This is a genomic window from Bacillus sp. UMB0728, from assembly GCF_002858875.1.
GTDB classification, from domain to species: Bacteria; Bacillota; Bacilli; order Bacillales; family Cytobacillaceae; genus Bacillus_AB; species Bacillus_AB infantis.
Genome location: NZ_PKLA01000004.1, coordinates 155,842 through 169,926, shown reverse-complemented (window position 1 = coordinate 169,926; position 14,085 = coordinate 155,842). Strand labels below are relative to the sequence as shown.

At 45.3% G+C, this 14,085-nt stretch carries 14 protein-coding genes; 10 read left to right on the top strand and 4 right to left on the bottom strand.

The genetic code is table 11. From position 1 onward, the window contains the following. Nucleotides 1-13 precede the first annotated feature (13 nt). The 3 genes from CYJ37_RS16700 to CYJ37_RS16690 all read left to right on the top strand — a co-directional run bounded on the left by CYJ37_RS16700 (nt 14) and on the right by CYJ37_RS16690 (nt 2,659). On the top strand, nt 14-1,228 hold the full coding sequence (locus CYJ37_RS16700; RefSeq protein WP_009794312.1) for an EAL domain-containing protein: 1,215 nt from the start codon (nt 14-16) through the stop codon (nt 1,226-1,228). Between the two features lie 69 nt (nt 1,229-1,297). After that, entirely contained in the window at nt 1,298-1,537 is a 240-nt protein-coding gene (locus CYJ37_RS16695) for a hypothetical protein (RefSeq protein ID WP_009794313.1), read from the top strand. Nucleotides 1,538-1,999: 462 nt separating this feature from the next. Next, nucleotides 2,000-2,659, top strand: coding sequence for a DUF3993 domain-containing protein (locus tag CYJ37_RS16690; protein ID WP_101550724.1), 660 nt, complete (start codon nt 2,000-2,002; stop codon nt 2,657-2,659). 32 nt (nt 2,660-2,691) lie between these two features. Here the strand turns inward: CYJ37_RS16690 and CYJ37_RS16685 are convergent, their stop codons facing one another. Together CYJ37_RS16685 and CYJ37_RS16680 are read right to left on the bottom strand one after the other, a co-directional pair. After that, nucleotides 2,692-2,928, bottom strand: coding sequence for a glutaredoxin family protein (locus CYJ37_RS16685; RefSeq protein WP_101550722.1), 237 nt, complete (start codon nt 2,926-2,928; stop codon nt 2,692-2,694). Nucleotides 2,929-2,997: 69 nt separating this feature from the next. After that, on the bottom strand, nt 2,998-3,966 hold the full coding sequence (locus CYJ37_RS16680; RefSeq protein WP_035402799.1) for an MBL fold metallo-hydrolase: 969 nt from the start codon (nt 3,964-3,966) through the stop codon (nt 2,998-3,000). A 320-nt stretch (nt 3,967-4,286) separates the two neighbouring features. On the opposite strand from CYJ37_RS16680, the gene CYJ37_RS16675 reads away from it, so the two are divergent. Both CYJ37_RS16675 and cbpB read left to right on the top strand, forming a co-directional pair. After that, a complete protein-coding gene (locus CYJ37_RS16675) occupies nt 4,287-4,523 on the top strand; it encodes a YkuJ family protein (protein ID WP_009794317.1) in 237 nt (78 codons plus the stop codon). 333 nt (nt 4,524-4,856) lie between these two features. After that, on the top strand, nt 4,857-5,303 hold the full coding sequence (cbpB, locus tag CYJ37_RS16670) for a cyclic-di-AMP-binding protein CbpB (RefSeq protein WP_009794318.1): 447 nt from the start codon (nt 4,857-4,859) through the stop codon (nt 5,301-5,303). 53 nt (nt 5,304-5,356) lie between these two features. On the opposite strand, the gene CYJ37_RS16665 is transcribed toward cbpB, so the two are convergent. Then, entirely contained in the window at nt 5,357-6,088 is a 732-nt protein-coding gene (locus CYJ37_RS16665; RefSeq protein WP_009794319.1) for a sulfite exporter TauE/SafE family protein, read from the bottom strand. A gap of 110 nt (nt 6,089-6,198) precedes the next feature. Here CYJ37_RS16665 and CYJ37_RS16660 point away from each other — a divergent pair, with 110 nt between their 5' ends. The 3 genes from CYJ37_RS16660 (at nt 6,199) to CYJ37_RS16650 (ending at nt 9,081) form a co-directional block, all read left to right on the top strand. Beyond that, entirely contained in the window at nt 6,199-7,083 is an 885-nt protein-coding gene (locus CYJ37_RS16660; RefSeq protein WP_009794320.1) for a LysR family transcriptional regulator, read from the top strand. A gap of 70 nt (nt 7,084-7,153) precedes the next feature. Next, nucleotides 7,154-7,864, top strand: a complete 711-nt coding sequence (gene dapD, locus CYJ37_RS16655; RefSeq protein WP_009794321.1) for a 2,3,4,5-tetrahydropyridine-2,6-dicarboxylate N-acetyltransferase — start codon at nt 7,154-7,156, stop codon at nt 7,862-7,864. Between the two features lie 95 nt (nt 7,865-7,959). Then, nucleotides 7,960-9,081: an N-acetyldiaminopimelate deacetylase gene (locus tag CYJ37_RS16650; protein WP_101550720.1), complete on the top strand. Its 1,122-nt coding sequence runs from the start codon at nt 7,960-7,962 to the stop codon at nt 9,079-9,081. A 91-nt stretch (nt 9,082-9,172) separates the two neighbouring features. On the opposite strand, the gene CYJ37_RS16645 is transcribed toward CYJ37_RS16650, so the two are convergent. Next, entirely contained in the window at nt 9,173-10,057 is an 885-nt protein-coding gene (locus CYJ37_RS16645; protein ID WP_101550718.1) for a mechanosensitive ion channel family protein, read from the bottom strand. A gap of 197 nt (nt 10,058-10,254) precedes the next feature. On the opposite strand from CYJ37_RS16645, the gene CYJ37_RS16640 reads away from it, so the two are divergent. After that, on the top strand, nt 10,255-12,009 hold the full coding sequence (locus CYJ37_RS16640) for an ABC transporter ATP-binding protein (protein ID WP_022543664.1): 1,755 nt from the start codon (nt 10,255-10,257) through the stop codon (nt 12,007-12,009). A 12-nt stretch (nt 12,010-12,021) separates the two neighbouring features. After that, nucleotides 12,022-13,839: an ABC transporter ATP-binding protein gene (locus tag CYJ37_RS16635; RefSeq protein ID WP_180827371.1), complete on the top strand. Its 1,818-nt coding sequence runs from the start codon at nt 12,022-12,024 to the stop codon at nt 13,837-13,839. The last annotated feature ends 246 nt before the right edge of the window (nt 13,840-14,085 follow it).

Genomic DNA, 14,085 nt, shown 5'->3' with positions numbered 1-14,085 from the left:
GCGGGGAAAAGCGATGGATGCATTGGATATATTAACAGAACTTGACCGCGTTATACCGCATTTCCAGGCCATATTCAGTGCTGACGAACATAAGGTTATCGGTTATGAGGTATTGGGGAGATTTACTGCCGGCGGCTCGGCCGAAAGCCTTGGCCCGTTTTTTCTGGATGACAGCATCCCCGAAGAATACAGGCTTGAAGTGGATAACACGGTCCTGATGAAAGCACTCGATCATTTTGCCGGCAGGAAAGGGGAAGAGCTCATTTTCATCAACCGGGACGCCAGTCTTCTCATGCACGATTCCGGGGAGCATTTCCTGCAGCTCCTTTTGCAATACCAGGATAAAGGCATCAGCCCCGAAAGAATTGTACTCGAGATTACCGAAAGAAATTACAAGGGAGATCTTGAACACCTCGATCACCTCCTTAATTACTACAGGACGTACGGAATCAAGATAGCCGTTGACAATATGGGGAATGACAGCAGCAGGCTTGACAGGATCGGCCAGCTTTCCCCTGATATCATTAAAGCGGACCTAAAGGGTCTCAGGTCGAATGCGTCAGCTGCATCCTACCGTGATATTTTGTATTCTCTTTCCCTCCTGGCAAGAAGAATCGGGGCGACTCTCCTGTTTGAAAATATTGAAATGGTGTACCAGCTGCAGTTCGCCTGGAAAAATGGCGGAAGATACTACCAGGGATTTTATTTGTCCACACCCCAGGCTGCTACTATCGAGAAAGATTACCTGAAGGAAAAGCTGAAAACTGAATTCCATCGTTTTATCCTCCATGAAACAAAGAAGCTGGAAAAGATCCATGCAGCTGCTGAAGGATTTCAGACTAAAATCCAGGAGCTTTTGTCCAAGTACAAGAAAATTCAGGATTATGAAGAGCTTCTGCTGGCATTGTCGGGGGAAATGGATGGAGTTGCTTTCAGGATGTACGTATGCGATGTGGAAGGCTTCCAGCAGTCCCCCAATATCTTCAAAAAGGATGGAGACTGGATCATCCAGCATAAATATTACAGGAAGAACTGGAGCTGGCGCCCATACTTCCTTGAAAACATAGTGAGGATGAGAAATGACCAAAAAGGAATCCTGTCTGATCTGTACAGTGATATTGAAACAGGGGAAACCATCAGGACTTTTTCTTTCCCTTTGCATTCAAAGGATTACCTTTTCATAGATATTGCTTATTCTTTCTTGTATGACCAGGAAGGTCTGTTATAAGATTTTTCCTGTATAGTCCCTGAAGGTAAGTGGCACATTAGGAATACTACTTTCCCGGGGGGAGTTCAAATGAGCGCTTTTATGACCATCCTTCTGATCATCGCTGCAGGCATTCTGCTGACCGGCTTATTATATACGATGTCCATCGCGCGAAATCAGAGAGCGGTAAAGGGAGATATGGATTCAAGCATTTCCCGGCAGGTGCAGGATCATCCTTACATCCGGAATCCTGTCATTCTGACATATGCCATCTGCTTCATTCTTTTAGTCATCTTTATTGCCTACTACACAACTACAGTCAGCTGGTAGCTGATATGAAAAGGAGGGACTGCCGTTCAGGCAGTCTCTTTTTTATTATTTGGCTGTGTTAGTGTTCCCTGTTGATTTGGGGCTGTATTTCAGCCAGCTGAAATACAGCCCCAAATCAACAATAATGTTTAATAAATCCTATTATTCAAGAAATTATTAAACGTATGTCTGTGAATCATTTGGAATATTTTATCAACGTCCAGCAGCTCCGCCGAGGTCACAAGCCAAACTTCCCAAAAAGGCAAAGAACGCTTTTCTGGGAGGTTCGTCTAATGCTTGTCGGGATGATTAAGAGCTTGCGCTTTTGTTCTTCCAATAAATGTACAGGTGAAATTCCTTGAAAACTGTTAGTCCTTCCTTAAATCGGGTAATTTCTTTAATAAATGTAAGAACTGTTCTAAAAAATCATTTGTTTTTTAATTTCACGGATTATGACAAATAAACAATGAGGAGGAAGGATTTGTGTATATAAAAAGGATGATTATCCTGTCTGCTGCAGCCATTCTGGCGTTTATGCTTCCGAAGGCAGGTGCAGAAGCTGCTGAAGACCATGCTCTGGAAAACAGGGAAGAGGTGCTGCAGTTCCTGGAAAGTGCTTTTGAAGCGCAGACATCTCTGAGTGAGGAGCCAAGATCGCTGGAAGAGATAGAAGCTGTTCTTGACCCTTATTTTACAGACAGCTATGCAAGCCTCTTTCTGCAGGAGAACCTGTCAGAGGAAGGGAACGGGAATATTATTTACGGAACTGACTTTGGTTTGTATTATATACCGTTCTTTGAGTTTACGGAGGAGACGAAAGTGGTCATTGATCCTGGAAAAATTCTTGTTTTTGAATATTTTCCAGCAATGAACGAAGGTCCAACTGCTTATGCAGGACATTATGAAGGCATCCGGATCGAAAAAACTGATTCAGGCTGGAAAGTGGCAGAATGGCTTTATGATGAGGCGCCCCTGAATATATTATCAAGTGCGACTTCTGATTTAGTATACAAAGGATCCAATGACAGGACCGGATTCTCAAGGGATGCGGATAATCTTAAACCGATGGCCGGCAGCGTTTTGCCGGTTCCCGGCCTGACCCTGAGCTGCAGTGATAAAAGGCTGCTGCTGATGGAGGCATAAAGAAGAGAGCAGGCTGCAGCCTGCTCTTCTTCCTATTCGATATTCAGCTCTGCTTTTAACTTTTCCAGGTCAAAACCAGTTATGACGGTTTGATCGATCACAAAGGTTGGAGTGGAGTAGGAATTATATCTTTTGGTTAATTCGTCCCTGGCTTTTTTATCGGTGCTGATATCCTTCACTTCATATGAAAAGCCGTATTCCTGGAGGAAGCGCTTGGAAATCTCGCATGGCGGGCAGTCTGGCTGAGAATATAGGGTAATTTGCTTCATTTGAATTTGCTCCTTAATTTTCGTTGCACATCAAATATACCATATTTTAATGAAAGGCTATTATGCTCTTTACCGCAGTTTTTCCGTTTTATTGTCCCTTTTTGCCAAATAATCCGCAAGCCCCATCGCTGACACTTCTAAATCAAGTGACAGCAGGCTGTATATAGGATGGTCGTCCGCAATGCCCTTTTGGCTTAAATGGGCAAAGACCCTCTTTTTGAGGCGAGAGGCTATTTGGCCAGGTGCTTCATTATGTGAAGCGGCGTGAAAGGCTGTTTCTGCTTCTTCAATGAATATTTCAAGCCAGCTCCTGACCTGAAAATATGCTTCTGCAGGATTTCGCGATATGCCATAGTGCCCGAAGAAAAGGCAGTCAAGTTTTCTTGATTCATACAAAGAGATGGAAGCCAGCATTTTTTCAGGACTGAATTGATTTGGCGAAGTGGAAGGCAAGTAAAATTCAGTGCCCTCCCTATAAAGCTGAGGATAGAAAATGCCAGCCGTGTCGCCTGTAAACATTCCGTTTTCAGGGGGATAATAGACACTGAAGTGATGGTTTGCATGACCTGGTGTATCAAAAAAGGCTAGTGTACATGTATCGCTCAGCCTCAGCTCCCTTCCATCCTCCATTGCTTCCAGCCTGTCTGGCGGGATTGGGAGTATCGGATCAAAGAGAGCTTCAAATTGATCGCCGTATACGGCTTTTGCTCCGGCAATCAGGCGGGATGGATCTGCCAGATGTTTTTCGCCCTTTGGATGGACCATCACTTTTGCCTGCGGGCATGATTTGAGCAAAAGTCCAGCTCCCCCGGCATGATCAAGGTGAATGTGGGTGAGGATGATATATTTCACTTCTTTGACAGAGAGGTTTAACGCTTCGAGCCCATCAAGGATTCTTGTGACTGAAGGGCTTGCTGAGGTTTCAATGATGGCAAGGCTGTCTTCAGCCAATATGTAAGTTCCTGTCCGCTCTTCCATATTCAGGTCGTAACCATCGATTAAAAAAAGCTTTTCGGCTAACTTTGCCGGCTTTTGCAAAAAAATCACGTCCTTTTCCGAAGCTTTTGCTTGTACAAAGCATGTCATTATTTTATGCTGTTAATATTGGCATGTAAAGAATTACGGTTCGAATATTCTGATTTTAAATCTTTGGGATAGAAACATGCTGAAAGTGAAACCTAAGAGCAAGATGAAGGTTTGTATGAAGGAAAAGGAACGGAGCTTTCCCGTATGCAGGTTCGCCGGCTTAAGGATGGAGCAGCTCCGCCGATGCTGCCGATTGGAATTTGGTTTCCAATGTCCTTCATATATAATGGCGGCATATATTTGATTTGGTTTTGTTCGAAAGGAGAGGGAGCATGTCACAGCTTCAAGGTATATTAACACGTCTAAAGAATTTACAGGAACAGTCAGGCAGCGGGGAACCCGCCCAGCGTTTCTTTGAGGTGAATGGCGAAAGAAAATGCCAGGTTACTTATCATCCAAAAACAGAGACATACGAGCTGGAAGTATATAATGACAAAGAAAAGCCAAAAAGATACCAGTTTGACAATATGGATATGATTACAATTGAAATCTTTGATCTCATCCAATAACGCAATTCCCTTTAAAGGAACCCTCGAGGTTCCTTTTTTGCGTTTTCCATGAGTATGCCTGCCTATGCATCAGGATAAACTTCAAAAATCAGTCTATCCTAATAGATAAAAGGGGTGAATCCATGTTTCCGACAGTTGAATGTCCGAAATGCCATGAGGATGAAAGCATGGAACAGGTATTAACGGCACAATCCAACCAGAATGTTATTTATAGATGCCCAAAATGCCGTTTTACCATAAAAGATATTCCTACCAGCAAAGGGTAAGAAGGCCAGCGCCGAAAAAATATGATAAAATGAAAAAGTAAACACTTTCATTTGAGGAGTTTCGGCTATGATAAGTCTTCACAGTAGTGAGTATCTGGAAATAAGCATCAGGGACCTTATGATCCCTTCTGAAAGGGTAGCCCATGTACAAATTGGCAATACCTTGGAGCATGCCGTGCTTGTGCTGACCAAAAGCGGCTATACAGCGATTCCTGTACTGGATCCAGGCTATAAACTCCACGGCCTCATAGGCACTCCTTCCATCATGGATTCCATCCTCGGGATCGAAAGGATCGAGTTTGAAAAATTGGAGGAAAAACGGGTGGAGGCATGCATGAATCAAAATATTCCCCGCCTAAAAGCAGATTCGGATATGAAGCTGGCAATAGAGCTTTTGGTTGATCATCCCTTTGTCTGCGTCGAAAATGATGACGGCTTCTTTGAGGGAATATTAACAAGGAGAGCACTCCTTGACCGGCTGAACAAGCATGTGCGCAGACTGAACAGGAAATAATTTCAGCAGCTCCTGAGGGGGCTGTTTTTTTCTTTACAAAGAGTTTGGCTGCATCATTGCAGCAGTCTTGCTGACAGCTGGATGATCAGGAGAATGGTGATACCATGAAGAAGCCTTTTCAGGCAGCGGGGATTGATTTTACCAGCTGCCCTTACAGCGAGATGGGCACCGAGGAGAGATCCTGTCAGCAGACAGAGGGAAGGCCTGAGCTGGAAGTTTCCTGCTGCAAGATAGATTGTGAACGATGCAAAGCAGCTGATGAATGTCTGGAATCGGCTGAAAGCCACCGCCCTGATATAATTAAATCCCTTATTCAAAAAGGTATACATAAGCAGGGTTCCCTGGCCAGGTCCAAAGAGCCCGTCATATGCCCCTATAAAATAGATGGACGGAAATAATCGCGGTGTGATGCCTGACTCGCCGGCAGTTTCCGCCGGCTTCTTCAGCATTGTGATGACAAGCGCAAAAACCAGCAGGGAAGCTGCAAGCATCGTCATGGCTTTTTCCGGGATGCTGTTGGCCAGTAGAGCGCCTGTGGCTCCTCCCGCAAGCCCGAAAGGCAGAGTCTGTAAACAGTCTCTCAAACCAATTTCCCTTTTCCGCAGCAGATAGAAAAAGCTGGAGAAAGAACTGAAGATATTTGAAAATTTAGCCGCCGCAACTGCAGTGTGGACAGGAATGCCGAGCAGGAGCATGGAGGGCATTCCGATAAGTCCGCCGCTCCCGGCAAGTGTTCCGATAAAAGCAGACAAAAAACCTATAAATATTAAAAGAGTATATTCCATTTCATCCCTCCTTCGCTATCATTGTATTCATTTCATGTTCATAATGAAAATCGGAAATTTTTAAGATATAATATAAGAAAAAGTTATAAAGTGAATAAGGGGAAGATTATATGTCAGCACTTTCTGAATTTCATCTATTATCGGTCCTGGCTCAGGAAATGAATATGAGAAAGGCGGCGGAACGGCTCTTTGTCTCACAGCCTGCCCTGTCGCAAAGGCTGCAGTCGATTGAAAAAGAATGGGAAACCAAATTGTTTGTGCGTTCTCAGAAGGGTCTTACCCTGACCCCTGCCGGCGAGCTGGTGATTCAGTTTGCCAATGAGGTCATTGGAAGAGAAGAAAAGGTCAAAGAATCCATCGGGGCCCTTAACTCAGAGGTGCATGGGACTTTAAAGCTGGCCGTTGCTTCCATTGTCGGGCAGAACTGGCTTCCCCAGGTTTTGAAAAAGTATATCAGCCGGTATCCTCAGGCTAAAATATCCCTTATGACAGGCTGGAGCAGCGAAATTTCCAAATCTCTGTATGAAGATCAGGTACATATCGGCATCATTCGCGGAACTCCTGACTGGAAGGGAGTCAAAATCCATCTGTTCAAGGACAGCCTCTACCTTGTTGACAAGGAAATCACCCGGCCTGAGCAGGTGCTTGAAACAGACCGGCCATTCATCCAGTTCAAAAGCGACTCTAATTATTATCAGGAAATCCAGGACTGGTGGATGAGGCAATTCAAGACCCCGCCTAAAAGGACTGTTGTTGTAGATCAGATTGAAACATGCAAACAAATGGCCTTTAATGGCATCGGCTATGCCATCCTTCCGGCAATCACGCTTAACGGAGCAGAAAAGGATATATTTAAGATTCCGTTATTGGATGAGAACAATGAACCAATAGAACGGGATACTTGGCTGCTGGGCTATGAGTCTGCCTTCAGGCTGAAGCAGGTAAGAGCATTTGCGGAATTGATAAGAGAGCATGTAGAAGAGGGGGGAAATTAGGTTTTTTTCTTGTTTTCGGTGCTTTTGTTTGTTAAAGTAATGCTAGTTACATACATAGGAGGCCTGTCACATGAAAATGATGGACGCAAATGAGATTATCTCATTCATACAAAATAGCACAAAATCAACACCGGTTAAATTATACGTAAAGGGCGATTTGGAAGGATTGGATTTCGGTCCGTCTGCTAAAACCTTCTTAACCGGCAATACTGCAGTAGTGTTTGGAGAGTGGGCTGAAATCAGCCAGGCGCTTGAAGCAAATGCTTCACAGATTGAAGACTATGTTGTGGAAAATGACCGCCGCAATTCAGCGATCCCATTGCTTGACATGAAAAACATCAAGGCGAGGATCGAGCCGGGTGCCATTATCAGGGATCAGGTTGAAATCGGGGACAATGCAGTAATCATGATGGGTGCTTCCATCAATATCGGAGCGGTTGTAGGCGAAGGCACGATGATTGATATGAATGTGGTCCTTGGAGGCCGTGCGACTGTCGGGAAGAATTGCCATATCGGGGCGGGATCTGTTCTTGCAGGTGTCATTGAGCCGCCTTCAGCCAAGCCGGTTATCGTTGAAGATGACGTAGTCATCGGAGCAAATGCCGTTGTCCTGGAGGGCGTTACAGTAGGCAAGGGTGCTGTTGTTGCAGCAGGCGCCATTGTTATTGATGATGTTCCTCCATACACAGTAGTGGCTGGCACTCCGGCACGCGTCATCAAGGAAATTGACGAAAAGACAAAATCAAAGACTGAAATCAAGCAGGAGCTTCGCCAGCTGTAAAGGCAGGCTGGAGGACCGTGCCTTCCAAAAGGGAGACCGGTCCTTTTTTGTACCTTTTTTACGCAGGATTTTCACATTTAAAGGAGAGAGAACATATGAATCGGTTCATTCAGATTAGAAGGGATCTGCACCAGATTCCCGAGCTGGGATATAAAGAGTTCAAAACACAGCAGTATCTGCTTGATTATCTGGGGACACTTGACCAGGCCAATATGGAGATCAGAACATGGAAAACAGGCATTTTTGTGAAACTGAACGGGACAATGCCTGGCAAGCTGATCGGCTATAGAGCTGATATCGACGGCCTTCCGATTACCGAGGAAACGGGCTTCGGATTTTCATCCCGGCATGAAGGCAATATGCATGCCTGCGGACATGATTTCCACATGAGCATTGCCCTTGGCCTTATTGCCTATTTTTCGGAAAACCGTGTAAAAGATGATCTTTTGTTTATCTTCCAGCCTGCAGAGGAGGGACCTGGCGGTGCGGAGCCGATGCTGAAATCGGATATTATGAAAGAATGGCGCCCTGATATGATTGCGGCACTCCATATCGCTCCAGAATACCCGGCGGGGGCGGTTGCCGTTAAAGAAGGGCTCCTCTTTGCGAATACTTCAGAGCTTTTTATTGATTTAAAGGGAAAAGGAGGGCATGCCGCCTATCCTCATCAAACAAATGACATGATAGTCGCTGCATGCTCACTTGTCTCACAGCTTCAAACGGTCATAGCAAGAAATGTTGATCCTCTGGACAGCGCGGTCATTACGATTGGAAAAATCACCGGCGGGACGGTCCAGAATATTATCGCCGAGAAAGCAAGGCTTGAGGGGACAATCAGGACCCTTTCTGTGGAATCCATGGCAAGGGTGAAGAAAAGGATAGAGGCTCTGGTCAAAGGCACCGAAGCCGGCTTTGAATGCGAAGCGACGATAGATTATGGTGCCATGTACCATCAGGTCTATAATGACGAAGTGCTCACGAGGGAGTTCATGGACTTTTTGCGCACCGGAACTGAAGCAGAGGTGATTGAATGCAAGGAAGCGATGACAGGCGAAGATTTTGGCTATATGCTGAGCGAAATTCCGGGGTTCATGTTCTGGCTGGGGGCAGATTCGGAATTCGGTTTGCATCATTCCCGGCTGCAGCCAAAGGAAGAGGCAATAGAAAAAGCAATCTCTTATATGACGACTTATCTGGAATACAAAGGGAACCAATAAAGCTGCAAGAAAGATAAAAGGATGATCCGATGAGGAGCATCCTTTTTTAATATAAAATTTTGCAGCCCGATAAACATCTGCCCGGCCTTCTTCAATTACTGCTGCTTTTTTCAATATAGACCTGATGCGGATACGGGATTTCAATGCCGTTGGCGTCGAGCGCTTCTTTCAGCGCTTTGCGCAATTCCCGTTCAACGCCCCACTGCTCCATATTCTGCGTTTTTGCTATAATGCGCAGAACCACGTCCGAGGAGCCAAGGGACTGTATGCCTATCACATTCGGTCCGTCCATGATGCTCTCGTTACCCGCTTTCACCTTGTCGCATGCCTCCTGGAGAACCATGATTGCTTTATCGATGTCATCGTCATAGGAAATGCCAATATCGACAAGTGCTCTCATGTTTCCGCGGGAATGATTGCTCAGGCTCGTAATCTCCCTGTTGGGTACAAAATGGAGCGTTCCATCAAATCCCCTGATCTGCGTTGTTCTGAGGCCAACCTGCTCGACAATGCCGGAAAAGCTGGCAGCTGTGACATAATCTCCTACATCTATCTGTTTCTCAAGAAGCAGGAAGAAGCCTGTAACCACATCGCTCACAAGGCCCTGGGCGCCAAAGCCGATAGCAAGACCCACAACACCGGCACCAGCCAGGATAGCAGTAGCCTGGATCCCAAAAATCTGCAGGACGGTTACGGTAACAATAAAAATCAGTACATAAGAAAAAACATTGCTTGTCAGGCTTTTAAGCGTCTGGGCCCGTGCCGAAGAAATATTCTCCCGCTGTTCAAAAGTGTCGAAGCTCTTTGAAATAAGCCTGCCGCCTGCAGCTCTTACAATCAAAAAAATGATGAAGATGGCTGCAAGTTTTAGAATGGCTGCCCCTGCAGAGAAAGCGAGGGCTCCCCAATCAATATTTCCAAAATACTCTCCAGCTTCTCTTAAATTCAAAAAATCAATCCTTTCATATGTAAGCATTTTTTCATTCTAACAAACATACAGCGGGCTGAACAACAAATCCCCTTCCCGGCAGAAAAGAAAATCAGATTTTAAATAATCAAAAAAACTGGAAAATTCAGATTGAAAACTATAGATAATTATTTCGATAACCGTTATATTTAGTATTACGGTCTTTTATTTTTCAATTCTTAACAACGAGAGAGGGGGAAATGGAATTGGAAATATTTAAGAAACTTAAGGAATATTACTGGCCCTATAAGAAATATTTTATTTGGTCGATGGTATTCCTGCTGGCTGTGACAGGCATTACGGTGGTTTATCCGATGATTCTTCAGCTGACCATTGATGAGGTGGTGCTGGGAGGGAAATATGAATGGATTCCCTATTTAGCTTTCGGCTTCATCGGCATCATGTTCGTTAAAGGAATTGCAACTTATATTCATCAATATACTGGAGATCTATTTGGCATCACATCCGTATATAAACTGAGAAACTCACTGTATGAAAAACTGCAGTTCCTTCCATTCAAGTATTACGATAATGCAAAAACAGGGGATATCATGTCAAGGCTGACAGCAGATGTCGAGGGGTTCAGGTTTTTCCTGTCCTTCGGATTTTCAGAGCTGATCCGTTTCATCCTGCTTATCGGCATCAGTTTCTCTGTTATGTTTTATTACTCAGTGCCGCTTACCTTAGTGACACTTGCAACCCTGCCGTTTCTTGCTGTGGTAACCTTTAAATTTGATAAAGCTGTCCATCCTGCCTTCAGGGGCATCAGGAAGTCGTTCGGAAAGCTGAATACAAAGGTGCAGGAAAATATCAGCGGCATCAATACGGTGAAATCCCTTTCAAGGGAAGACTTTGAAATAGGGAAGTTCAACCGGTCCAATGAGGACTATAAAGACAATTATTTATTCACCTCCGATATCTGGGCAAAATATTTCCCGCTTATGGAGTTCCTGGGAAATCTCAGTGTCGTTCTCCTGCTTTCTTATGGCGGGTATCTCGTAATAGACGGATCCCTGCAGCCAGGGGAGCTTGTAGCATTCTACAGTCTTGTATGGTATATAATGTGGCCGATTATGAACCTCGGATTTGTCATCAATCTATTTTCCCAGGCCAAGGCTTCGGGCGAGAGGCTGCTGGAGATACTGGAAGCAGAAAATGAAATCAAAGAGACTGACCATGCTGCCGAACCCGACAGGATCCATGGGGAGGTAGACTTCAAGTCTGTATCCTTACAGTACACAAAGGAAGATAAAGAGGCGCTCCATGACGTTTCATTCAAGGCGCATCCTGGCAAGACAATCGGGCTCATCGGTGCAACCGGTTCAGGCAAAACAAGCGTAACCCAGCTGATGACGCGCTTTTACGAAGCATCTTCAGGGGAAGTGCTGATTGATGGAAGAAATGTCAGGGACTATTCACTTGAAGCGCTGAGAAGCGGAATAGGCTTTGTCCTTCAGGAATCTTTCCTGTTTTCTTCATCCATTAAAGCAAATATTTCTTATGGAAGACCTGAAGCTTCCATAGAAGAAATCATGGATGCTGCTAAACGGGCACAGGCGCATGAATTCATCATGGAACTGCCTGAAGGGTATGATACCATGCTCGGGGAAAGAGGAATGGGCCTGTCCGGCGGCCAGAAACAGAGGATTGCAATAGCCAGGGCGATCTGCACAGACCCCGGCATCCTTATCCTGGACGATGCTACCTCTGCAGTGGATATGACGACAGAATTTAATATCCAGCAGGCACTAAAGGAAGTCATGAAGGGGCGGACGACCTTCATTATCGCTCACAGGATTTCTTCCTTGAAGCATGCTGATGAAATCCTTGTTTTTAAAGACGGCCGCATTGCTGAAAGGGGCCGGCATGAAGATCTGCTGAAGAATAACGGTCCATATCAGCGGATTTACGATATTCAATACAAGGACCATCAAAAGGTCCTCCAATCTCAAATAAGCTAAGGAGGGGTGAGCTTGAAGGAGACAGCAAAAGAAACAGTATTGAAAAGATTCCATTACTCAACAGATGATGTCATTGAAAAACCGTTTAACTGGAAGCAGATGTTCCGGCTGTTCAGCTATATGAAGCCGTACCGCAAGAAGCTGCTCCCTTTGTCGATCCTTATGGTATTGATCACGACTGCAGTTAGATTGATCATCCCGATTATGATCGGGGTTTATACACTTGATAAGGCGCTGAAGGACAAAGACACAGGGCTGCTCACTACCCTCGTCATTATCATTGCTGCCTTATATACGAGTTCTTATATAGCTAATATTTTCAGGATCAAATGGATGAATGCCCTTGGCCAGAATGTCATCTATGATTTAAGGAAGCATTTATTCGCCCATGTCCAGACCCTGTCACACCGTTTCTTTGATCAGCGGTCTGCAGGATCCATCCTTGTGAGGATCATGAATGATATCAACTCCCTGCAGGAACTGTTTACAAACGGTGTCATTAACCTGCTGATGGACCTTATATTGCTTTGCGGCATTTTTGTCATCCTGTTCACGTTAAGCCCGCAGCTGACATTGGCCATTATGGTCATTCTGCCGATCATGTTTTTTATCTCGACGAGCCTGCGCAGGAATATCAGGAGGTCCTGGCAGACGGTAAGGCTGAAGCAGTCAAAGCTCAACTCCCATTTGAATGAGAGTCTGCAGGGGATCAGGGTTACCCAGGCGTTTACACAGGAAAAAGAAAATATGATGTTTTTTGATGGTGTGAACAACGAGAATTTCGAAAGCTGGAGGCAGGCTTCACAAAAAAATGCCATGTTCAGGCCGCTTGTAGAATTGACCAATGCTTTCGGTACTGCAGCACTGATCTGGTATGGAGCCCACTTGATACAGAACGGCAGCATCACCATCGGTGTGTTCGTATCTTTTGCTTTTTATCTGGGAATGTTCTGGGAGCCGATTTCAAGGCTGGGTATGGTCTATAACCAGCTTCTGATGGGTATGGCCTCATCTGAGCGGATCTTCGAATTCCTTGATGAAAAACCGATCGTGTCAGAATCTGAAAATGCGATTGTCCTGGATGATATGAAGGGCCAGATTCAATTTAAGGATGCAGAGTTCTCCTATGATTCCAAGAGAACGGCATTAAACAGGATCAATCTGGAAATAAAAGCAGGCCAGACTGCTGCCCTGGTCGGCCATACCGGGTCAGGAAAAACAACCATTGCGAATCTGATCAGCCGTTTTTATGATCCTACCGAAGGAGCGGTTTTGATTGACGGTCATAATTTAAGGGATGTTTCATTAAAGAGCCTGCGGGCTAAAATCAGCGTAGTGCTGCAGGATACTTTTATTTTTTCCGGTACAATTGCAGAAAATATCCGCTTCGGCAGGCCGGATGCCTCTGAGGAAGAAGTAATCCGTGCGGCCGAGGCAGTCGGAGCAGCTGATTTCATCCGCAATCTCCCTAAAGGCTATGAGACAGAAGTTGAGGAAAGGGGAAATATTCTCTCAGTCGGAGAAAGGCAGCTTCTATCCTTTGCAAGGGCACTGCTCGCCGATCCGCGCATCCTGATTCTTGATGAAGCAACTGCCAGCATTGATACCGAAACCGAAATGAGGATACAGGAAGCCCTTAAAACCCTTTTAAAGGGAAGGACAGCCATCATCATTGCCCACAGATTGTCAACCATACGCGATGCTGACAAAATCTTCGTACTGGACCATGGCAGCATCCTTGAAGAAGGAAGCCACGAAGAACTGATGGACAAAAAAGGCCAATACTTCCAGCTGGTAAAAGCACAATTTACAATGCTGGATGCTATATAGAAATGCGGAAAAGCCTCGATCAGCCCCGACAAGCATAAGACGAGCAGGTCGGAAGGTTGTTCTTTAACCTTCTGGCCTGATTGGCTTATGACTCGAGGGGCTAGGCTTTGGAGCTGGACAGAAAGAAAAGCGGAGGCGGCTTGCCCAGAGCCGACAAGCATAAGATGCGGCAGAATAAAAGGCGTTCTTTGCCTTTAATTCTGGCGTGGCTTATGACTCGAGGCTCTAGCCGCCGGAGCTGGACAG

Bases quoted from the DNA above. Each gene is read 5' to 3' on its own strand.
- CYJ37_RS16700 (WP_009794312.1), top strand. From the start codon at position 14: ATGGATGCATTGGATATATTAACAGAACTTGACCGCGTTATACCGCAT.
- CYJ37_RS16695 (WP_009794313.1), top strand. From the start codon at position 1,298: ATGAGCGCTTTTATGACCATCCTTCTGATCATCGCTGCAGGCATTCTG.
- CYJ37_RS16685 (WP_101550722.1), bottom strand. From the start codon at position 2,928: ATGAAGCAAATTACCCTATATTCTCAGCCAGACTGCCCGCCATGCGAG.
- CYJ37_RS16675 (WP_009794317.1), top strand. From the start codon at position 4,287: ATGTCACAGCTTCAAGGTATATTAACACGTCTAAAGAATTTACAGGAA.
- cbpB (WP_009794318.1), top strand. From the start codon at position 4,857: ATGATAAGTCTTCACAGTAGTGAGTATCTGGAAATAAGCATCAGGGAC.
- CYJ37_RS16665 (WP_009794319.1), bottom strand. From the start codon at position 6,088: ATGGAATATACTCTTTTAATATTTATAGGTTTTTTGTCTGCTTTTATC.
- CYJ37_RS16660 (WP_009794320.1), top strand. From the start codon at position 6,199: ATGTCAGCACTTTCTGAATTTCATCTATTATCGGTCCTGGCTCAGGAA.
- dapD (WP_009794321.1), top strand. From the start codon at position 7,154: ATGAAAATGATGGACGCAAATGAGATTATCTCATTCATACAAAATAGC.
- CYJ37_RS16650 (WP_101550720.1), top strand. From the start codon at position 7,960: ATGAATCGGTTCATTCAGATTAGAAGGGATCTGCACCAGATTCCCGAG.
- CYJ37_RS16645 (WP_101550718.1), bottom strand. From the start codon at position 10,057: ATGCTTACATATGAAAGGATTGATTTTTTGAATTTAAGAGAAGCTGGA.